Raw genomic sequence first — 21,179 nt, forward strand, 5'->3', positions numbered from 1 at the left:
CGGACGGCGAGACGACGATCAAGAAGAGCCGGGGAGCCGAGGACGAAGTCCGCAGCATCCCGGCTCTTCGATGAGGAGTCGAGCCCAGAAGGATCAGATCTGAAGCCAGTCCTGCCAACCGGCGTGCAGCACGAGCCAGGCGATCAGGCCGTAACCCGCCTGGCCGGGGTGGAACCCGTCGCCAGAGGCGAGGTCGGCCTGCCACTGGTCGTGACCGAGCAGCGGGCGGAAGCAGTCGACGTAGGTGATCCGACGGCGTGAGCAGACGTCGGCCTGAGCGTCGACGAGCACCTCGAGGCGGGCGTTGACGTCGGCGTCGGACGTGGGCGGCGGGCCCACGACGAACGTCGCGATGCCGGTCGTGGCCGCCTCGTCGAGGATGTTGGCCAGGTTGAGCCGCGAGCGCGCGGTGGTCATGCCCTGGTTGATGTCGTTGGTGCCGAAGCTGACGACGAGCCGCTTCTCGTTGGAGCGGGCCCACCGCGGAGTCGTCTCGGCACGCCAGCGACCGAGGACGTCGGTCGAGCTCTCACCGCGCACACCCAGGTTGTACGACGCGAGCTGGGCCTCGCCCAGCGTCGTACGAGCGATCACCCGGGACACCCAGCCGAGCGACTTGGGGTCGCCGATGCCGGCGGTCAGCGAGTCGCCCACGAAGCAGAGCCCGATCTGGCGGGGTCCGTCTGCGACCTGGAACTCGGCGCTCGGGGTGAAGTCGGGCTCACTGCCCTCGTGTGGGTAGCTCATGCGATGCGGTGCCTCTGCCTCGTCACTCGTCGTCGTCCAACCGGGCCAGCCACGTGGCCAGCCGCTCCACGGGGACCTCGAACTCGGGGTTCAGGTCGACGAACACGCGCAGCTGGTCGGCCAGCCAGGACAGGCTGACCTCTTCCTCGCCACGGCGGCTCGCGAGCTCCTCGAGGCCTCGGTCGGTGAAGTACACAAGGGCGAGGCTATCGCGGGGACCTCACCGTGCTGCGGCGCCGGGCCGGGGTGCCGGGGATTCGAGGGTGGAGCCGTCAGGAGGTCTCGATGTCGCGCTGCCACGACTCGGTGCGGTAGACGGTCTCCCAGCCCATCGAGGCGTACAACCCGTCGGCGCCGGTGGGCGAGTCGGCGTCGACCTCGAGCCCGACGCGGTTGCGTCCGCGCTCGGCGGCGTCACGGATCACGGTGTGCAGCAACGACTTCGCGACACCACGGCCACGCGCGCTGCGGTGCACGCCGATGTAGTCGATGTAGCTGCCCTCGAACCCGTCGGCGTCCTCGGCGAGCACCGAGCCGACGACCGCACCGGCCAGCTGCGGGCCCTCGGGCGAGTCGACCGTCGCCAGCCACCAGTGGTCCCAGCGGTGGCCGGGGTCCTCACGCAGGCGGGTGACGAACTCGGCGAAGCTCTCGCGGTAGGAGTTGAAGTGGTCGGCGAACGATTCCTCCAGCACCAGGTGGACGGCGCGGACGTCCTCGGCGACCGGCAGGCCGTCCTCGTGCTGAGCGACCCGGCGTACGACGACCCCCTCGCGTGGGGGAGGGAAGGCCTGCGGGTCCGCCTCCTCGGCGGCGACGGGGCGCGACATCTGCAACCAGGTGCGGGTACGGCGCAGCTGGATCGCCTGCATCCAGCGCTGCTGCCGGGTGTCGCCGGCGAGCACCGTCGCATCGAGCTGGGTGACGTCCTGATCGCGCTCGCGCGCGACCTCCTTGGCCGTCTCGCAGGTCCAGGTGTAGAGCCCCGTCGCGAGCGGATCGGCCTGGGGCTCAGGCAGATCGGGCGAGACAGTGACCTCGATGGACGTGCGGCCCGCGGCCCGGTCGTGGACGCTCGCCCACGCCCGGACGGTGCCCGCGTCATCGGTGACCACGACATGACGCCGCGTCCAGGAGCCGACGCCGACCACCACGGAGTGCACGGCATCGGCGTCGACGCTGCTGCGTCCACGGACGGCACGCTGATGGGCGGCGACCAGATCGATCAACGCCGGCACGTCGTCAGGGGACGGGGCGCGAGTCACCCAGCCGGGTGGGACCTCGACGGCCGGCACACCCGGCTGGGGACTCGTCATGACTCAGCGGTCGAACGCGCCGGCGAGCAGCTCAGCGAGCTGGGCCTGGTGCTTCTTGGACGACCCCGTCGCCGGCGATGCGGACGCCGGACGCGACACGACACGCAGCCCGCGTCGTTCGCCGTGCTCGGCCAGCAGCTCGGGCAGGTTGAGCGCCATGAACGGCCAGGCGCCCTGGTTCTTGGGCTCGTCCTGCACCCACACCAGCTCGGCGTCGGGGTAGGCCTTGACCGCCTCGGTGATCTCGGCCGCCGGGATCGGCGCGAGCTGCTCGACGCGCACGATGGCGGTCGTCTCGTCCTTGCGCTTGGCGCGCTCGGCCTCGAGGTCGTACATGACGCGGCTGGAGCCGAGCAGCACCCGGGTGACCTTGTCGGCCGGGACCGACGTGTCGGGGATGACCGGACGGAACGTGCCCGAGGTGAACTCCTCCGGTGAGCTCGTCGCGGCCTTCAGGCGCAGCAGCTGCTTGGGCGTGAAGACGATCAGCGGACGCCGCGGACGGGCGTACGCCTGACGACGCAGCAGGTGGAAGTACGATGCCGGCGTGCTCGGGTAGGCGATCGTCATGTTGTCCTCGGCGAACAGCGTGAGGAACCGCTCGATGCGCGCCGAGGAGTGGTCCGGCCCCTGGCCCTCGTAGCCGTGCGGCAGCAGCAGCACGACGGACGAGCGCTGCGCCCACTTCTGCTCGGAGGAGGAGATGAACTCGTCGATGATCGACTGCGCGCCGTTGACGAAGTCACCGAACTGCGCCTCCCACAGCACGAGCGCGTCGGGGCGCTCGACGGAGTAGCCGTACTCGAAGCCCATCGCGGCGTACTCGGACAGCAGCGAGTCGTAGACCCAGAACCACGCCTGACCGTCGGACAGGTAGCGCAGCGGGGTCCACTCAGCACCGCTGGTCTTGTCGATCAGCACCGAGTGACGCTGCACGAACGTGCCGCGGCGGGAGTCCTGACCGGACAGGCGCACCGGGGTGCCCTCGAGGAGCAGCGAGCCGAACGCCGCGAGCTCACCCATGGCCCAGTCGATGCCGCCCTCGCTGACCATCGCCGAGCGCTTGTCCATGAGCTGCTTGAGCTTGGGGTGCAGCGTGAAGCCCTCGGGCGGGTTGACCCAGGTGTCGCCGATGGCCTTGAGGTCGCGCGGCGAGATCGCGGTCGGCCGCGTGGTCTGCTGCCAGCCGCGACGGTCGTCCTCCTCCTGCGCGGACGGACGCTCGAGGCCGCCGTGGCCCTCGGCGTCGGTGCCCTTGCTGGAGTCCTCGGTCGGCGGCTCGGTGGAGGCCGCGGCGGCCTTGCGGGCCTCCTTGGTCTCGACGAAGACGCGCTCCAGCTGCTGCTGGTAGTCCTTCAGCGCGGCTTCGGCGTCCTCGACCGAGATGTCACCACGACCGATGAGGGCCTCGGTGTAGAGCTTGCGGACGCTGCGCTTGGCCTCGATGAGGTTGTACATCAGCGGCTGCGTCATCGACGGGTCGTCGCCCTCGTTGTGACCGCGGCGGCGGTAGCACACCATGTCGATGACGACGTCCTTGTGGAACTTCTGACGGAACTCGTAGGCGAGCTCGGCCACCCGGACACACGCCTCGGGGTCGTCACCGTTGACATGGAAGATCGGCGCCTGCACCATCCGCGCGACGTCGGTGGAGTAGGTCGAGGACCGCGACGCCGACGGCGCCGTGGTGAAGCCGACCTGGTTGTTGACGACGATGTGGATCGTGCCGCCCGTGCGGTAGCCGCGCAGCTGGCTCAGGTTGAGCGTCTCGGCGACGACACCCTGACCGGCGAACGCCGCGTCACCGTGCATCAGGATCGGCAGCACGGTGAACGCCGTGCCGGCGAGGTTGATGCGGTCCTGCTTGGCGCGCGCGATGCCCTCGAGCACCGGGTCGACCGCCTCCAGGTGGGAGGGGTTGGCCGCGAGGTAGACCTTGGTCTTGTTGCCCTCGTCGGAGACGAACTCGCCCTCGGTGCCCAGGTGGTACTTCACATCGCCCGAGCCCTGCACGGACTTGGGGTCCTGGGTGCCCTCGAACTCACGGAAGATCTGGCCGTAGGACTTGCCCGCGATGTTCGCCAGCACGTTGAGGCGGCCGCGGTGCGGCATGCCGATGCAGACCTCGTCGAGGTCCTCGTCGGCTGCCTCGCACAGGATGCGGTCCAGCAGGGCGATGACGGACTCGCCGCCCTCGAGGCTGAACCGCTTCTGGCCGACGTACTTGGTCTGCAGGAACGTCTCGAACGCCTCGGCCGCGTTGAGCTTGCGCAGGATGCGCAGCTGGTCCTCGGGGGACTCCTTGGCGTACGGCTTCTCGACCTTGTCCTGGATCCACGTGCGCTCGGCCGGGTCCTGCATGTGCATGTACTCGATGCCGACGGTGCGGCAGTACGAGTCACGCAGGATGCCGAGGATCTTGCGCAGCTTCAGGAACGGCTGGCCACCGAAACCGCCCGTCGGGAAGGTGCGGTCCAGGTCCCACAGCGTGAGGCCGTGCGTGGTGATGTCGAGGTCGGGGTGCTTGCGCTGCTTGTACTCCAGCGGGTCGGTGTCGGCCATCAGGTGACCGCGCACGCGGTAGGCGTGGATGAGCTCCTGGACGCGCGCGACCTTGGAGATGTCGACGTCGTGCGTGACCGAGATGTCCTGCACCCAGCGCACCGGCTCGTACGGGATGCGCAGGGCGGCGAAGATCTCGTCGTAGAAGCCCTCCTCGCCGAGCAGCAGCTGGTGCACGCGACGGAGGAACTCACCCGAGACGGCGCCCTGGATGATGCGGTGGTCGTAGGTCGAGGTCAGCGTGACGATCTTGCTGACGGCGTTGCTCATCAGCCGCTCGGTGCTGGCGCCCTGCCACTCGGCGGGGTACTCCAGCGCGCCGACGCCGATGATCGCGCCCGCACCCTTCATCAGACGCGGCACCGAGTGGCTCGTGCCGATGCCGCCGGGGTTGGTGAGGCTGATCGTGGTGCCGGCGTAGTCGTCGATCGTGAGCTTGCCGGTGCGCGCCTTGCGGACCATGTCCTCGTAGGCGGTCCAGAACTGGGCGAAGTCCATCGCCTCGGTGCCCTTGATGCTCGGGACGACGAGGGTCCGGCTGCCGTCGTCCTTCTGCAGGTCGATGGCGAGCCCGAAGTTGATGTGGCCCGGCTTGAGCAGCTGGGGCTTGCCCTTGTCGTCGGTGCCGAGGGCGTAGTTCATCTCGGGCATGGCCTTGAGGGCCTTGACGATGGCGTAGCCGATCAGGTGGGTGAAGCTCACCTTGCCGCCGCGGCTGCGCGACAGGTGGTTGTTGATGACGATGCGGTTGTCGATCAGCAGCTTGGCCGGGACCGCGCGCACACTCGTGGCGGTCGGGACCTCGAGGCTGTCCTCCATGTTGGTGACGATGCGGGCGGCGACACCGCGCAACGGCGTGGACTCGGAGGCCCCGGCGTTCTCGACGGGCTCCACGGTGGTGGAGAAGCCGTCACGCGGGGTCAGCCGAGACGCGCTGGCCTCGGCCTTGGCCGGGTCGGGCTGACCGGGGGCGGTGTGGTCGGTCGCGGCGACGGGCGCCTCGGGCGTGACCTCACTGCCCTGCTCGTTGTCGGCTGCGGGAGCCTCGGGTGCGCCGGCGGGCGGCTGCGCGGGCGTCTCGGCCTTCGGGGTCGGGCGGCCGGTGGAGGCAGCGGCCGGCGCGGCCTTCGCCTCGGGGCTGCTCGCGGTCGCGGTCCCGGTGGTGGCCGGCGCGGGTGTGGCGGCGGTGCCGTTGGTCGCGGACCCTTCGGGCTGGTAGTCCGCGAAGAACTCCCACCAGGCCTCGTCCACGGAGTTCTTGTCGTTGAGGTACTGCTGGTAGAGCTCGTCCACTAGCCACTCGTTCGGGCCGAAGGCCGCGAGTGGGTCGCCGCTGGAGGACTGAGATGACACGCGGATGCGCCTCTTTCAATGCGTCGATTCGAGCCGGGTTCGCCGACTGCCTGCGTATAGCACAGACAGGGGCAAGCGTACTGCGGAGGGCCTGCCGACGATGGACCGCCCCGGGCCTGTCGCGGACGGGTACGAGAGAGGCGCGCCACGGGTGTGACGCGCCTCTCTCGAAGCACTCGTACGGCGCTTCAGCTCACGTCGCGACGACGCGTCAGCCACGCTCCGACGCCCGCGAGCACGAGGGCGTAGATGAGCAGGACGCCGGCCGACTGCCACCACTGGTCGAAGTAGACCGCGCCCGGGTCGGACGTGGTCTGCTGGCCTGCAGTCGGGTCGCTCGTGATGAGCATGCCCGAGGTCAGGTTGCCGGGCAGGAACTTGGCTGCGCCGTCCCAGTTCTTGGCGCTGAAGAAGATGTTCAGCGCGATGTGCAGCACGAAGGCGACACCGACGGCGGACATCACAGCAGCCACTTGGTTGCGCACGAGCATCCCGAACCCGAACCCGAGCAGCAGCCACACGGTGAACGCCACGATGCACAGCCCGAACGTGGTGATCACGTCGCCGTTGCTGATCAGGGTGTCCTCGCCCTTGGACGACAGGATGGGCGCCGCGCCGGCCACACTCGCGACGTCGTGGACGAGTCCGTAGACGATGCCGAGCGGGATGAGCGCGATGATCTTGGACAGCAGCACTGTGGTGCGGCTCGGCGTCGCGAGGAACGTCGAGCTGATCGTCTTGTGGCGGTACTCGTTGGTGATGAGCATGACCCCGAGTGCGAGCGGGATCAGCGTCGTCAGGTTGAAGTTGATGCCCGCGGAGTAGATCAGCTGAGCCGTGCCGGGAGTCATCGTCTTGAACGGGTTGCCGCTGCCACTGCCGTCGTCGGCGTTGTCGGTGCCGACGAGCGAGGCGAACAGCATCGACAGCAGAGCCGCGATGAGGGCCAGGCCGATGAGCAGGCCCCACCACATGCGCGTCGTGAAGATCTTGCGGATCTCGGACTTGATGGCGGCGCCCATCACTGACCCCCTCCCTGAGGTACGTCGGTCGGTCCGGCAGGTGCGTCGTCACCGAGGTTGCGGTTGCGGTTCTCGGGTGCGGAGGTCAGCTGGAAGAACAGGTCCTCCAGGTCCGACTTGGACTCGCGCAGCTCGTAGATCGGCAAGCCGACCGCGAGGGCGGTGTCGCCGATGTGGCGCGGGTCGTCGCCGGTGACCTCGAGGGTGTCGTCGCCGGTCTGCTGGGCCGGGTGACCGGCCTCGGCGAGGGCCTGAGCCAGGCGGCGCGCGTCCGTCGTACGGACCAGGGACCGTCGCTCGCCGTGCAGCTCGCTGATCGGACCCTGCCGCACGAGGCGGCCGTTGGCGATGATCACCACGTCGTCGACGGTCTGCTCGACCTCGCTGAGCATGTGGCTCGACACGAGGATCGTGCGGCCCTCGGACGACAGGTGGCGCAGGAAGCCACGCAGCCATCGGATGCCCTCGGGATCAAGGCCGTTGGCCGGCTCGTCGAGGATCAGCACCTGCGGGTCGCCGAGCAGCGCCGCGGCCAGGCCCAGGCGCTGACGCATACCCATGGAGTACGCACCCGCACGCTTCTTGGCCGCGGCCGCGATGCCGACGGTCTCGAGCAGCTCGTCGACGCGGGCGTCGGGCACCCGGGCCGCCGCGGCGAGCACCCTCAGGTGGTCACGCCCCGTGCGGCCAGGGTGGAAGTTGGTCGCCTCCAGCGCGGAGCCGACGACCTGCATCGGGTTGTCGAGCGAGGCGTACGGGACGCCGTTGATCGTGGCGGCGCCGCTGGAGGGCCGGATCAGCCCGAGCAGCATGCGCAGCGAGGTGGTCTTGCCGGCGCCGTTGGGGCCGAGGAAGCCGGTGATCCGGCCCGGCTCGACCGAGAAGGACAGGTCGTCGACGGCCCGGAAGCTGCCGAAGGTCTTGGACAGGTTGCTGATCTCGATACGTGCGCCCTGCGGAGCCGGGCGCGGAGGCGGGCTGTCGGGTAGAGCGGATGCGGTCACGCGGACCCCCTGGTCGTGGACATGGCTGCCATCCCACCATCCTCACGTCGGAGGAGGTCACGTGAGATCCGCCTCTAGGATGATCCGCACTATGACCGAGTGGCTCCTTGTCCTGGCCGGAGTGCTGTTGACAGCCGGGACGGCGGTGTTCGTCGCCGCGGAGTTCTCGTTCGTCGCGCTCGACCGTCCGACCGTGCAACGCGCGATCGACGCCGGTGACCAGGCGGCCACGCCGGTCCTCGGGTCGCTGCGTCAGCTGTCGACCCAGCTGTCCGCCTCACAGGTGGGCATCACGCTCACGACGCTGGTCCTCGGGTTCCTGGTCGAGCCCTCGCTCGGCGCGCTGCTCGAGACCCCGCTCGGTGCCCTCGGGCTCGGCGAGACGGCGGCGCTCGCGGCGAGTACGACGCTCGCCCTCGTCCTCGCGACGATCTTCTCGATGATCTTCGGCGAGCTGCTCCCGCAGTTCCTCGGCATCTCCGCACCGCTACCCGTCGCCAAGGTGGTCGCCCGCCCGGTGCGTGGGTTCTCGGTCCTGATGAAGCCGCTGATCCTGCTGCTCAACGGCTCGGCCAACCGCTTCCTGCGTCTGCTCGGCATCGAGCCGCAGGAAGAGCTGTCGGCCGCGCGCACCCCTCAGGAGCTCTCCTCGATGGTGCGTCGCTCGGCCGAGGCCGGCACGATCGAGGAGGGCACCGCCCGTCTGGTGACGCGGTCGCTCGACTTCGGTGAGCGGACCGCGAGCGATGTGATGAGTCCCCGGGTGCGCTGCGTCTCGGTCGACCGGACGGCCAGTGCCGATGACGTCGTGGCGCTCGCACGGCGTACGGGCCACTCGCGGTTCCCCGTCACCGGCGACGGGTGGGACGACGTGCAGGGCGTGGTCCACGTCAAGAAGGCGATCGCGGTGCCGCCCGAGCGTCGTACGGACGTCCCGGTGACGGCCCTGATGATCCCGCCGGTGCTCGTCCCCGAGACGATCCGGCTCGACCCGCTGCTCGTGCTGCTGCGCAAAGGGGGCTTCCAGCTGGCGATCGTCATCGACGAGTACTCCGGCACCAGCGGCGTCGTCACCCTCGAGGACGTCATAGAGGAGATCGTGGGCGAGGTCAGCGACGAGCACGACCGGGTCCGCGACCCGAGCCGGATGCTGCCGGACGGCTCCTGGACCGTCTCCGGGCTGTGGCGCCCCGACGAGGTGCGCGACCGCATCGGCGCACAGATCCCCGAGGGTGCGACGTACGAGACCATCGGCGGCTTCGTGATGGCGCAGGTGGGGCGCGTACCCGCTGTCGGTGACGAGGTCAGCACCCACGGGTGGCTGCTGCGCGTGGTCTCGATGGACAAGCGCCGCGTCGACCGGCTGCGGGTGTCACAGCTGCCCGTCGACGAGCCGGCCGAGGGGGAGCAGCGCTGATGGCCCTCTGGTTCTCCCTGCTCCTGCTGCTCGGCAACGCGTTCTTCGTGGGCGCCGAGTTCTCGGTCATGGCCGCGCGCCGCTCACAGATGGAACCCCTTGCGGCACAAGGCAGTCGGCGCGCCAAGCTGGTCCTCGAGTCGCTCGAGAACCTCGGTTCGCTGCTGGCATGCGCACAGCTCGGCATCACCGTCTGCTCGGTGCTCCTCGGTGCCGTCGCCGAGGACGCCCTGCACCACCTGCTCGCGGGTCCGTTCCACTCGGCCGGTCTGCCCGAGGAGGCCGCCGACGTCGTCGCGCTGCTGCTCGCGCTGCTGGTCGTCGTCTACCTGCACGTCGTGGTCGGCGAGATGATCCCCAAGAACCTCGCGATCGCCGGACCCGACCGGGCCGCGCTCCTGCTCGCGCCGGCCCTCCTGTGGATCACCAAGGCGCTGCGGCCGCTGATCATGCTGCTCGAGGCGATCGCCAAGTGGCTCGTACGCCGGTTCGGCATCGAGCCCAAGGACGAGGTGGCCTCGACCTTCTCGGCGCAGGAGGTGCACATGATCATGGAGGAGAGCCACCGTGAGGGCCTGCTCGAGAAGGAGCAGCAGGACCGCACCCGCGCGGCGCTGGAGTTCTCCGACCGGGTCGCGGGCGACGTCGCCGTACCGGTCGACGGTCTGGTCACCCTCCCGATCGGGGCGACACCGGCCGACCTCGAGCAGCTCGTCGCCAAGCGCGGCTTCTCGCGCTACCCGGTGACCGACCGCACCGGCGCCATCGCCGGCTACCTGCACCTCAAGGACGTCCTCTACGCCACCGACGAGCTGTACGACGACCCGGTCCCGCCCAAGCGCATCCGTCCGCTGGCGACCGTCCAGCCCAGTGACGAGGTCGAGGACGTGCTGCTGACCATGCAGCGCACGGGTGCCCACCTCGCGCGCGTCGTCGACCCGACCGGTGCCGTGACCGGCATCGTCTTCCTCGAGGACCTGCTCGAAGAGCTCGTCGGAGAGGTCGCCGACCAGACCCAGCGCTGAGCGGGCGCTTTCCCGTGTGGTGAACATCGCAGACAGGCTGCCCACCGACCGACCATGCTGGAGCGCATGTCTGCACACCTGGTCTTCGACGTCAGCGCCGAGGGGCGTGCCGCCACCGAGCCGCTCCGTGAGGACATCCGCCTGCTCGGCGGCATGCTCGGTGACGTCGTCCGAGAGCAGGAGGGCGAGCGGGTCTTCGAGCTGGTCGAGGACGCCCGTCGGCGCGCCTTCGCCGTACGCCGCGAGGAGGTCGACCGCGAGGGCTTCGCCGACCTGTTCCGTGACTTGCCGACCACCGACGCGCTGCACGTGATCCGGGCGTTCAGCCTCTTCGCGCTGCTGGCCAACCTCGCCGAGGACCTCCACCGCGAGCGACGCCGCGCACTGCACGTCCGCGCTGGAGACCCGGCACCGGACGGCTCGCTCGCCGCCAGCTTCGCCAAGCTCGCCGCGGCCGGGCTCGACCCGGCGGAGGTGGCTGACGCGCTCACCGACGCGACCGTCGTACCCGTCATCACCGCGCACCCCACCGAGACGCGACGGCGCACGGTGTTCGAGGCGCAGACCCGCATCAAGGAGACGATGCGCACGCGCGAACGCATGGCGCTGACCGACGTCGAGGAGGCCGACGCCCTCAGGGCCATCAAGATCCAGGTCATCACGCTGTGGCAGACCGCGCTGATCCGGTTGCAGCGCGTGCAGATCCAGGACGAGATCGAGGTCGGGCTGCGGTTCTTCGAGGCGTCGCTGTTCGAGGTCATGCCCCAGATCAACGCGCGTCTGCGGTCCGAGCTGGGTGAGCTGTTCCCCGACGCAGACCTCGCGGCCGAGCCGGTGCTGCGGGCCGGTTCGTGGATCGGCGGCGACCGTGACGGCAACCCCAACGTCAACGCTGACGTCGTGGCCACCGCGTCCTCGCGGGCTTCGCAGACCGCGATCCAGCACTACCTCACCGAGCTGACCGAGCTCGAGACGGCGCTGTCGTTGTCGGTGCGGATGACCGACGTCACCGACGACCTGCGCGCGCTCGCGGCGCTCAACACCACGGACGAGCGTGACGACGAGCCCTACCGCCGGGCGCTCGCCTGGGCGCGCGGTCGGCTCGCGGCGACGTACGTGCAGTTCTTCGGCCAGCCGGCCAGGCGTGCGTACGACGTGGCGGGCGCGACGGCGTACGACACCCCCGACGCACTGCTCGCCGACCTCGACGTCATCGACGCGTCGCTGCGCGGCGACGGTGACGACCTGCTCGCCGACGACCGCCTGCTGCGGCTGCGAGAAGCCGTGCGGACGTTCGGTTTTCACCTCTACGGCCTCGACCTGCGGCAGAACTCCGACGTGCACGAGGAGACCGTCGCCGAGCTGTTCGCCTGGGCGGGCGTGCACGACGCGTACGCCGACCTCGACGAGGACGCCAAGGTGGCGCTGCTGGTCGACGAGCTGCAGTCGCGTCGCCCGCTCATCGGTGGCGCGGCTGACCTGTCGGAGCAGACGACCCGCGAGCTGGCCATCACCGCCGCCGCCGCGCACGCGGTGCGCACCTTCGGCGCCGGAGCGGTGCCCAACTACGTGATCAGCATGTGCACCAGCGTCTCGGACCTGCTCGAGTGCGCGGTGCTGCTCAAGGAGGCCGGTCTGCTCGACCCGGTCGCCGGCACGTGCCCGGTCAACGTCGTGCCGCTGTTCGAGACCATCGAGGACCTCCAGGTGTCGGCGACGACACTGCGTGCGGCGCTCGCGGTGCCGGTCTACCGCGCGCTCGTCGACAGCAAGGGCCGCCTGCAGGAGGTCATGCTCGGCTACAGCGACAGCAACAAGGACGGTGGCTATCTCGCCGCCAACTGGGCGCTCTACCGCGCCGAGCTCGACCTGGTCGAGGTGGCACGCGAGCACGACATCCGGCTGCGGCTGTTCCACGGCCGCGGTGGCACGGTCGGTCGTGGTGGCGGCCCGAGCTACGAGGCGATCCTCGCCCAGCCGCCCGGCGCCGTACGCGGATCGCTGCGGCTCACCGAGCAGGGCGAGATCATCGCGGCCAAGTACGCCGAGCCGCGGCTCGCGACGCGCAACCTCGAGGCCCTCGTGTCGGCGACGTTGGAGGCCTCGCTGCTGGACACCGAGCGGCTCGGTGAGCAGTCCGACGCGGCGTACGAGCACCTCGACGATCTTGCGGCCCTCGCGCGTGAGGCGTACGCCGACCTCGTGCACCGCACCGACGGGTTCGTCGAGTACTTCAAGACCTCGACGCCGGTCGCCGAGATCGGCGCGCTCAACATCGGCTCACGGCCGGCGTCGCGCAAGCCGACCGAGCAGATCTCCGACCTGCGCGCCATTCCGTGGGTGATGAGCTGGTCGCTCTCGCGGGTGATGCTTCCGGGCTGGTACGGCACCGGATCGGCCCTGGAGCAGTGGGTCGGTGGTGACGCTGACCGGCTCAAGACGCTGCGTGGTTATTACGAGCGCTGGCCGTTCTTCCAGACCGTCATCTCCAACCTCGCCCAGGTCATGGCGAAGTCGGATCTCGGTATCGCAGAACGGTATTCGCGCCTGGTCCCGGACGAGGCGCTGCGCGAGCGGGTGTTCGGCAAGATCGTCGACGAGCACGAGCGCACGGTGCGGATGGTGCAGGAGGTCACGGGTCGCGACGACCTGCTGTGGGACAACGCGGCCCTGAAGCGGTCGGTGTTCAACCGGTTCCCCTACCTCGAGCCGCTCAACCACCTGCAGGTCGAGCTGCTGCACCGCTACCGCAGCGGCGACGAGAGCGAGCAGCTGCGCCGCGGCATCCTGCTGACCATGAACGGGCTGGCGACCGCCCTGCGCAACTCCGGCTGACCACGCCGGGCCGAATCTCGTCTGTTCGGCAGTGCATGGAGTGCCGGGTAGTCGAGATTCGTACGGGGTGCGGCGAAAGCTGTCTGTTCGGCAGTGCATCGAGTGCCGGGTAGTCGAGATTCGTGGGCGGGTCAGGGGGCGAGGCGGCGGACCGCGGCGACCGCCTGCTCGATCTGGTCGGCCACCTCGACGAGGTCGGCCTCGGGCGTGCGCTCGTCGAACGTCAGGCGCACGGCGGTCTGCGCGAGCGGCGCGTCGTAGCCCATCGCTGTCAGCACGGGCGAGGCCTCGTCGCTGCCGGCTGCGCACGCCGAGCCGCTGGAGCACATCGAGCCGCGCTCCTGCAGCTGCAGCAGCACCGACTCACCGCTCACGCCCGAGAGCACGAACGACGCGTGCCCGGGCAGCCGCTGCGTGCGGTGACCGGTGAGCCGGGCACCGGGCACTCGGGCGAGCACCGTGTCGATGAGCACGTCGCGCTTGCGCGCCGTCTCGGCGACGGACCCCGGGGGTGTGGTCAGGTCGAGCGCCGCGGCGAGTCCGACAGCGGAGGCAACGTCGGTGGTGCCGGAGCGCAGCCCGTGCTCCTGGCCACCCCCGTGGATGAGTGGCTCGATCGGGGTGCGGCGTCGTACGTAGAGCACACCCACGCCCTTCGGCGCACCGAGCTTGTGGCCCGACAGACTCATCGCCTGGACGCCGAGGCGGTCGACGTCGAGGTCGAGCCAGCCGGCCGCCTGGACCGCGTCGGTGTGCAGGGGTACGCCGGCCGCGCGGGTGACCGCGGACAGCTCGGCGATCGGTTGGATCGTCCCGACCTCGTTGTTGGCGTACTGGATGCTGACGAGCGTGGTGTCGGTGCGCAGGGCGCCTTGCAAGGACTCGACCGACACCAGACCGTCGCCGTCGACCGGCAGGTGCGTCACGTCGTACCCGAGGCGCTCGAGCCAAGCCGCCGACTCCAGCACGGCGGGGTGGTCGATCGCCGACACGATGACGTGGCGCCCACGAGGATCGGCCAGAGCGATGCCCTTGATCGCGGTGTTGTCGGCTTCCGTGCCACCTGAGGTGAACACGATCTCGGAGGGGCGTGCGCCGAGGCGTCGGGCGACCTTCGACCGGGCGTCGTCGAGCGCGCGTCGCGCCGACTGGCCGGCTTCGTGCTGACTCGCTGGATTGCCGAAATCGGTTGTCAGATAAGGGATTACGGCTTCGAGCACGTCGCGTCGTGGTGGCGACGTCGCGGCGTGGTCGAGATAGGTCATGAGACCTTCACGTCCAGGCCGAGGTCGAGGGCGCGCACGGAGTGGGTCAGCGCTCCGACCGAGATGACGTCGACTCCCGTACGCGCGATGTCGCCGATCGTGTCGAGGGTGACGCCGCCGCTGGCCTCGACGACCGCCCGGTCGCCGACCTGTTCGACGCCCGTGCGCAGGTCGGCCAACGAGAAGTTGTCGAGCAGGATCGTGTCGACGCCGCCGGCGAGCACAGGCTCGATCTGGTCGAGACGATCGACCTCGACCTCGATGTGCGTGGTGTGGGGGAGCGTGGCGCGCGCACGCCGGATCGCCTCTGTGAGGTCGGGCAGCAGTGCGACATGGTTGTCCTTGGCCATGACCGCGTCCGACAGCGAGAACCGGTGGTTGTGGCCGCCTCCGCAGCGCACGGCATGGCGCTCGAGAGCGCGCAGACCCGGAGTCGTCTTGCGGGTGTCGACGACCCGGGCGGACGTGCCCTCGACCGCCGCGACGTACGCCGCGGTCTGGGTCGCGATCGCCGACATCCGCTGCACGAGGTTGAGGGCGATGCGCTCGCAGCGCAGCACCGCCCGGGCCGGACCGGACACACGGGCCAGCACGTCACGGGCCTCGAACCGGTCGCCGTCAGCGATGAGCAGCTCGACCTCGACGGACGGGTCGTACGCCGTCATCGCCACCTCGAACACCTCGCCACCGGCCATCACGCCCGGCTCGCGAGCGACGAGATCGGCTGTGGCAGAGGCTGACTCGGGGATGAACGCCTCGGAGGTGAGGTCGCCGGATGGTGCGTCCTCGTCGAGCGCCATCTCGACCACGCGCTGGATCTGTCGACGCTCAAGCATCGTGTGCCACCTTCACGCTGGAGTGAACCGCCGGGTCGATCGACTCGGGGATGTCGCTGCGGTAGTGCCCGCCGCGGGACTCGCGCCGTGCGAGGGCGCCCACGACGACGGCGCGCGCCAGCAGCAGGAGATTGGCGTCCTCCGCCGACTTGGCATCGGTGACCTCGGGCGTGCTCCACGACCGCAGCGTCGTCAGCGCGGCCGTGAGTCCGGCCTCGTCGCGGACGAGGCCTGCGGAGTCCCACATCAGCCGTTGGAGGTCGTCGCGGGTGAACGACGTGCTGTCCGGCAGGTCGGACAGGTCGACCTCGACGGGCTCGGGCCACGACGGGTCGGGAGCGTCGGGCTGCTCGGCGTCGATCGCCTGCACGCAGCGGATGCCGTAGACCGCGCCCTCGAGCAGTGAGTTGGACGCGAGTCGGTTGGCGCCGTGCAGGCCGTTGCACGCGACCTCGCCGACGGCGTACAGGCCGGGCAGGCTGGTGCGGCCCCACGAGTCGGTGCGCACGCCGCCCATGTAGTAGTGCGCGGCCGGCGTGACCGGGATCGGTGTGGTGCCCCACTCGAATCCCCTTGTGCGACAAGCAGAGTCGATCGTCGGGAACCTCTTCGCGAGGAAGTCGGCACCGAGTGCTGTGGCGTCGAGGCGTACGGGCGTGCCCGGCTGCCGTGCCATCTGCGCCGCGATGCCGCGAGCCACCACGTCGCGTGGCGCGAGCTCGGCGTCGGGGTGCACGTCGGTCATGAACCGGTGCCCGTCGGCGTCGACGAGCACGGCGCCCTCGCCTCGGACCGCCTCGGAGATGAGGAACGAGTCGGCCGACTCGAGCGAGGTCGGATGGAACTGGTAGAGCTCGAGGTCGGACGCCACGGCACCGGCGCGCAGGGCGAGCGCGACGCCGTCGCCCGTGGCGACCTCGGGGTTGGTGGTGAACGGGAACAGCTGGCCCGCGCCGCCCGTCGCGAGGATGACCGCGTCGGCCGTGAGTGACTCGCCACCGAGCAGCTGGACGCCGGTCACGCGTGTGTCAGTGACGATCAGGCGAATCACGGTGGTATCGCTCAGGACTCGCACGCCGCTGTCGCGCACCCGGTCGATGAGTGCGTACGCGATCGCGGCCCCGGTGGCGTCGCCACCTGCGTGCAGGATGCGCGCGTGCGCGTGAGCGGCCTCGAGTCCGTGCGCGAGCTCTCCGTCGGGTCCGCGGTCGAACTGCACGCCGCGGTCGATCAGCCGCTGCACGGCGTCGGGACCGCCGGCGCACAACGCCTGCACCGTGTCGACGTCGCTCAGGCCGGCCCCGGCGACGAGCGTGTCGTGCACATGGCTCGCGACGCTGTCGTCAGGTGTCGACACGACGGCCACCCCACCCTGGGCGTACCTCGTGTTGCTCTCGTCGAGGTCGGCCTTGGTGATGAGCGTGACGTCGTGCCGCGCGGATGCCTCGAGGGCGGCGGTCATGCCGGCGACGCCGCTGCCGATGACGATGATCGAGCTCATGGCGATCTCCTACTTGGTGCCCGCCGGCAGCGCCGCGAGCATCCGCTCCAGCGCGACCTTGGCGTCCGTGGCGACGTCGTCGGCGACGACGATCTGGTTGCGGACCTCGCCCTCGAGGAGCCCGTCGAGGGTCCAGGCGAGGTAGCCGGGGTGGATGCGGTACATCGTCGAGCACGGGCAGATGACCGGGTCGAGGCAGAAGATCGTCATCTCGGGGTGCTCGGCCTGCAGCCGGTTGACCATGTTGATCTCGGTGCCGATCGCGAACACGTCGCCGGGCCGGCCGCCCTCGATCGCCTTGCGGATGTAGTCGGTCGAGCCGGACTCGTCAGCGGCGTCGACGACGGGCATCGGGCACTCGGGGTGGACGATGACGCGCACGCCGGGGTGCTCGGCTCGTGCCTGCTCGATCTGGTCCACGGTGAATCGCTTGTGCACCGAGCAGAACCCGTGCCACAGAAGGACTTTCGCGTCTCGTAGGACTTCCTCGGTGTTGCCGCCGAGCGGCTTGCGGGGGTTCCACATGGGCATCTGGTCGAGGCCGATGCCCATGGCCTTGGCGGTGTTGCGGCCGAGGTGCTGGTCGGGGAAGAACAGCACGCGCTGCCCGCGCTCGAACGCCCACTCCAGCACCGTCGAGGCGTTGGACGAGGTGCACACGATGCCGCCGTGCCGGCCGCAGAACGCCTTGAGCGCGGCCGAGGAGTTCATGTAGGTGACAGGGATGACGGGCTGGCGGCCGTCGGCGTCGGGCTCGTCGCCGTAGAGCTCCATCAGGTCTTCCCAGGCCGACTCGACGGAGTCCTCGTCGGCCATGTCGGCCATCGAGCAGCCGGCGGCCAGGTTGGGCAGGATCACGCGCTGCTCCGGGCGCGCCAGGATGTCAGCCGTCTCGGCCATGAAGTGCACGCCGCAGAAGACGATCGTCTCGGCGTCGGGCTTGGTGAGCGCCGCGTTGGCGAGCTGGAAGGAGTCGCCCACGAAGTCGGCGTACTGGACGACCTCGTCGCGCTGGTAGAAGTGCCCGAGGATGACGAGCTTGTCGCCAAGAGCCTTCTTGGTATTGCGGATTCGCTCGTGCAGCTCGTCCTCGCTCATGCGCTGGTACGCCGTCGGCAGCTGGCCGGGACGCGTCACCGGGTCGGGGATGACGTCGTCCTCGGAGGCGCCGGGACCGTAGCCGGGGGAGAGGTCGAACTCCCACGGGCCCTTGGCCAGGTCGGCGTCACAGGTGGCGCTGGGACGGGTGGTGATGGCGACATCGACGGACGTCATGCCTGCTCCTTGGACTCCTGCGAAGGCGTCAGCGGACCGTGGTCGGCCAGCTGTACTGCGGTGTTGTAGCGGTAGAGGCGGGGAGGTCGGTGGCTCGTGCCGGTGAGGCGCTGCCCGGTGTCCTCGATCGCGTCGGACGCGAGGATCTGGCGGCGGAAGTTGGCCGGGTCGAGCGAGCAGCCGCGCACGGCCTCGTGCACCTGGCGCAGCTGGGCGAGGGTGAACGTCTCGCCGAGGAAGCCGTGCGCGATGCGGGAGTACTCCATCTTGGTGCGCAGCCGCCAGACGGCGTAGTCGACGATCGTGCGGTGGTCGAAGGCCAGCTCGGAGAGGTCGTCGGCCGCGAACCACTCGACGTTGTCGCTGTCGATCGCCTGGGCGGCCTCGTCGGGGTGCACCAGCGCCCAGTAGACGATCGACACCACGCGCGTCGGGTCGTCGGCCGAGCGGTCGAGCCCGCCGAAGGCGTACAGCTGCTCGAGGTAGCGGGGCGTGAGCCCGGTGGTGCGCACGAGCGTGCGGCGCGCCGAGGTCTCGAGGTCCTGGTCGGCGGCCAGCCAGCCGCCGGGGAGAGCCCAGCGGCCTTCGTACGGCTCACGGATGCGCCGGACAAGCGGCAGCCACAGCGTCATGCGGCCGGTCTCGGGGCTGGGGCGCAGCGCGAAGATCACCGTCGAGACGGCCAGATCGACGCGCTGGGCGTGCTGTCGGCCCACGGGCTCCTCCTCTCTGCTACTTAAGGTGTCCATGACACTAACACCCCTTCTGGTCATGTCAACCAGAAGTGCCGAGAACGGGCGACGGGCATGCGAGAGGCCGGCCGCCCCGTACGGGATCGGCCGGCCTCAGCGGATGGGTCAGTGCGGCTTCTTGGGGCCGTGCGGCTTGGTGGCGGTCGCGGGCTTGGTCAGCAGGCAGCCGTCCTTGGACAGGTCGATGGCGTTGTCGGTGAGGCAGGTCGTGAACCAGTACGTCTGCTGCCCGTAGTTCTGGCCCTGGGTCGCGGTCGTCGTGCCGTCCTCGTTGACCTCGCACGGGTTGTTGACCGTGCACTGCTGGCCGTCGTCGTTGCCGGTGTTGTTGATGCCGACCACCTCCAGCGAGGTGTTGTCGACGATCGGCGAGCCGGACGTGCCGTGGATCGTCTCGCAGTCGGGGTTGGGGAAGGCGTAGCGGATCGAGTCGTGCCAGGTCCAGTCGCCCTCGCGCAGCTCGCCGACGAACCCGTTGATCGAGCAGGAGTACGTCTTGCCCCAGTACGACGACGGGATCGAGATCGCGCTCTGGTCGGCCGGCTTGCTGTCGGAGATCGTCAGCGCCTTGGCGCCCGTCGAGGAGGCGATGTCGGCGTAGGTGTCGGTGAGCTCGTACAGCGCGACGTCGTTGCCGATCATCGTCGCGTAGAGCACCTTGGTGGCCTGGACGGTGCCGATCGAGCTGCCCGCGTCGTCGAGCAGCTGCCCACTGCGTGAGCTGGCCTTGTTGACGAGAACCTCTCCGGCAGAAAGGAATCCGCCCTCGTAGCAGTGCCCGTTGGTGAGCAGCATCGCCTTGTCGGTGTCCGTCGACGTCGGGTAGCGCACGAGGCTGCCCGAGCAGTTGTCGAGCTTGATGGTCGACGCGAGTCCGGCGGCCTGCAGGCGCTGGACCGTCTGCGGCTGAGCTGACGTCGGCGCTGAGGGCTCGGCCGCCTGGGAGCTGCTGAGTGGTGCGATCGCACCCGCTGCTCCGAGGACGGCGACGGCTGCGAGACGGCTGGTGGTACGACGGGACGGCACGGGTGAGCTCCTCGCGAAGGGGTTGGGGTCGACCCACCGTCTCGACACGTGGACACCCGGTCAACGCCGCCTGTCATCCCTTGGCGCAATGCGGGGCCGGCGCTGGCACGGCCTTGACGCGGCACTCGGGCCGGACCCGCGAAGCAGAAGAGGTCCATCGGCCTGCGTTGCAGATCGATGGACCTCTGGGTCAGGCTCCTGCAGGGGGCACCGACCGTCGCAGGCTCCGGTTCGGTGCCCCCTGCAGGAGCCGCCACCTCACTTCGTCCCGGTGGCTCCCGTCATCCTGCAGCGGTCACCGGCCGTCGCAGGCTCCGGTTCGGTGCCCCCTGCAGGATTCGAACCTGCGCTCCCGCCTCCGGAGGGCGGTGCTCTATCCCCTGAGCTAAGGGGGCGTGCGCCAGCCATGCCGACGCGAGGAGAAAGACTACAGGAGGACGGAGTCGGTGCTGACCACCGCTTCTACACTCACGACCTGTGACCCCGGACGAGCTCGGCCAGGCGCTGTCGTCGGCGCTCGGCGCATCCGTTCGGCTGCGGCCCGCAGCGCCTGACGACCCGACGGTGTGGCGCACGACCGCCCTGCGCGATCACGCCCGTGATGTCGCCGCGGTCAGCAGGGCCCGACGGGCTGTTGAGCACGACCCCGCCGTGACCGTCGTCGACGACGTCCTCAGCCTCAGGCTCGGCGACGTCGACGCCGCCCTCGACGCACCGCTGCCCGCCGAGGCGCTCGACGGCCTGCGCCGACAGTTCGCACAGCAGTGGCGACCCGACGCAGACCTGTGGCTGACCCGCGACGGCCGGCCCAGGTCGTACGCCGACCTCGCCGCGCACGCGGGTGACGCGAGTGCGCGGTGGGCCCGGGCGCGTTCGTCCGACGGCACCCGCATCGACGTGCCGTTCGACCGGCTCGGGTCGCGCACGCTCGACGACCCGGTGTTCGCGGTGCTGCTGGCGCACGACCGGCTGGCGCGGGGGAGAGCCGGCGCCGACGGCAGGGTGGCCACCGCCGTGCTGGCGACGCCGATGGTGCTCCGCGACGGCGCACGCACGGGTCGCACCCGCCCGTTCGTGCTGCACCTTGAGGCGCTCGCGGCCGCGGTGCTCGCGGCCCGGCCGACGGAGCCGACGCCCGTCACGTGGACGCCGCCCCGGGCCGCCCACGCGGCACGTATCGTTCTGGCGTCCGGCCTCGACACAGCCGGGATCCCGGCCCCTGCGCAGATCTGAAGGAGTTCGC

The 21,179-nt window shown here is 70.0% G+C and carries 16 protein-coding genes and 1 tRNA gene; 4 read left to right on the forward strand and 13 right to left on the reverse strand.

The genetic code is table 11. The features are described from left to right. Window positions 1-93 precede the first annotated feature (93 nt). The 6 genes from VV01_RS04560 to VV01_RS04580 form a co-directional block, all read right to left on the reverse strand. Window positions 94-747 carry a DUF459 domain-containing protein gene (locus tag VV01_RS04560; protein ID WP_050668858.1) on the reverse strand — a complete coding sequence of 218 codons (654 nt, stop codon included), beginning with the start codon at window positions 745-747 and terminating at the stop codon, window positions 94-96. A 22-nt stretch (window positions 748-769) separates the two neighbouring features. Beyond that, a complete protein-coding gene (locus VV01_RS23780; protein WP_197274989.1) occupies window positions 770-943 on the reverse strand; it encodes a DUF6104 family protein in 174 nt (57 codons plus the stop codon). 76 nt (window positions 944-1,019) lie between these two features. Next, window positions 1,020-2,063, reverse strand: a complete 1,044-nt coding sequence (locus VV01_RS04565) for a GNAT family N-acetyltransferase (RefSeq protein WP_050668859.1) — start codon at window positions 2,061-2,063, stop codon at window positions 1,020-1,022. A gap of 3 nt (window positions 2,064-2,066) precedes the next feature. Next, entirely contained in the window at window positions 2,067-5,978 is a 3,912-nt protein-coding gene (locus VV01_RS04570; RefSeq protein WP_050668860.1) for a multifunctional oxoglutarate decarboxylase/oxoglutarate dehydrogenase thiamine pyrophosphate-binding subunit/dihydrolipoyllysine-residue succinyltransferase subunit, read from the reverse strand. A gap of 188 nt (window positions 5,979-6,166) precedes the next feature. Next, window positions 6,167-7,000 carry an ABC transporter permease subunit gene (locus VV01_RS04575; RefSeq protein WP_050668861.1) on the reverse strand — a complete coding sequence of 278 codons (834 nt, stop codon included), beginning with the start codon at window positions 6,998-7,000 and terminating at the stop codon, window positions 6,167-6,169. Next, window positions 7,000-8,004, reverse strand: coding sequence for an ABC transporter ATP-binding protein (locus VV01_RS04580; protein WP_050668862.1), 1,005 nt, complete (start codon window positions 8,002-8,004; stop codon window positions 7,000-7,002). Before VV01_RS04580 ends, VV01_RS04575 begins: the two co-directional genes overlap by 1 nt. 91 nt (window positions 8,005-8,095) lie before the next feature. Between VV01_RS04580 and VV01_RS04585 the strand changes: the two genes are divergently transcribed. The 3 genes from VV01_RS04585 (at window position 8,096) to ppc (ending at window position 13,281) form a co-directional block, all read left to right on the forward strand. Then, the gene (locus VV01_RS04585) at window positions 8,096-9,421 is read left to right on the forward strand and encodes a hemolysin family protein (RefSeq protein WP_050668863.1); all 1,326 of its coding nucleotides are present in this window, start codon (window positions 8,096-8,098) and stop codon (window positions 9,419-9,421) included. Continuing rightward, window positions 9,421-10,446, forward strand: a complete 1,026-nt coding sequence (locus VV01_RS04590) for a hemolysin family protein (protein WP_050668864.1) — start codon at window positions 9,421-9,423, stop codon at window positions 10,444-10,446. Before VV01_RS04585 ends, VV01_RS04590 begins: the two co-directional genes overlap by 1 nt. A gap of 66 nt (window positions 10,447-10,512) precedes the next feature. After that, a complete protein-coding gene (ppc, locus tag VV01_RS04595) occupies window positions 10,513-13,281 on the forward strand; it encodes a phosphoenolpyruvate carboxylase (protein WP_050671720.1) in 2,769 nt (922 codons plus the stop codon). A 131-nt stretch (window positions 13,282-13,412) separates the two neighbouring features. Here the strand turns inward: ppc and VV01_RS04600 are convergent, their stop codons facing one another. From VV01_RS04600 to VV01_RS04630, 7 genes are all read right to left on the reverse strand, one after another. After that, a complete protein-coding gene (locus tag VV01_RS04600; RefSeq protein WP_050668865.1) occupies window positions 13,413-14,546 on the reverse strand; it encodes a cysteine desulfurase family protein in 1,134 nt (377 codons plus the stop codon). Then, complete coding sequence (gene nadC, locus VV01_RS04605) at window positions 14,543-15,382, reverse strand: carboxylating nicotinate-nucleotide diphosphorylase (protein ID WP_050668866.1); 840 nt, start codon at window positions 15,380-15,382, stop codon at window positions 14,543-14,545. The genes VV01_RS04600 and nadC overlap by 4 nt, the downstream gene beginning before the upstream one ends. Next, a complete protein-coding gene (gene nadB, locus VV01_RS04610; protein WP_050668867.1) occupies window positions 15,375-16,883 on the reverse strand; it encodes an L-aspartate oxidase in 1,509 nt (502 codons plus the stop codon). Before nadB ends, nadC begins: the two co-directional genes overlap by 8 nt. Before the next feature lie 9 nt (window positions 16,884-16,892). Further along, window positions 16,893-18,158 (reverse strand): quinolinate synthase NadA, encoded by a 1,266-nt coding sequence (nadA, locus tag VV01_RS04615; protein WP_050668868.1) that lies wholly within the window; start codon window positions 18,156-18,158, stop codon window positions 16,893-16,895. Continuing rightward, on the reverse strand, window positions 18,155-18,874 hold the full coding sequence (locus VV01_RS04620) for an NUDIX hydrolase (protein ID WP_071606289.1): 720 nt from the start codon (window positions 18,872-18,874) through the stop codon (window positions 18,155-18,157). The genes nadA and VV01_RS04620 overlap by 4 nt, the downstream gene beginning before the upstream one ends. A gap of 141 nt (window positions 18,875-19,015) precedes the next feature. Beyond that, complete coding sequence (locus tag VV01_RS04625; RefSeq protein WP_050668870.1) at window positions 19,016-19,936, reverse strand: S1 family peptidase; 921 nt, start codon at window positions 19,934-19,936, stop codon at window positions 19,016-19,018. 323 nt (window positions 19,937-20,259) lie between these two features. Continuing rightward, a tRNA-Arg gene (locus VV01_RS04630) sits at window positions 20,260-20,331 on the reverse strand. Window positions 20,332-20,413: 82 nt separating this feature from the next. Here VV01_RS04630 and VV01_RS04635 point away from each other — a divergent pair. Further along, window positions 20,414-21,169 carry a hypothetical protein gene (locus VV01_RS04635; protein WP_050668871.1) on the forward strand — a complete coding sequence of 252 codons (756 nt, stop codon included), beginning with the start codon at window positions 20,414-20,416 and terminating at the stop codon, window positions 21,167-21,169. Window positions 21,170-21,179 lie beyond the last annotated feature (10 nt).

The organism is Luteipulveratus halotolerans (assembly GCF_001247745.1).
Classification (GTDB): domain Bacteria; phylum Actinomycetota; class Actinomycetes; order Actinomycetales; family Dermatophilaceae; genus Luteipulveratus; species Luteipulveratus halotolerans.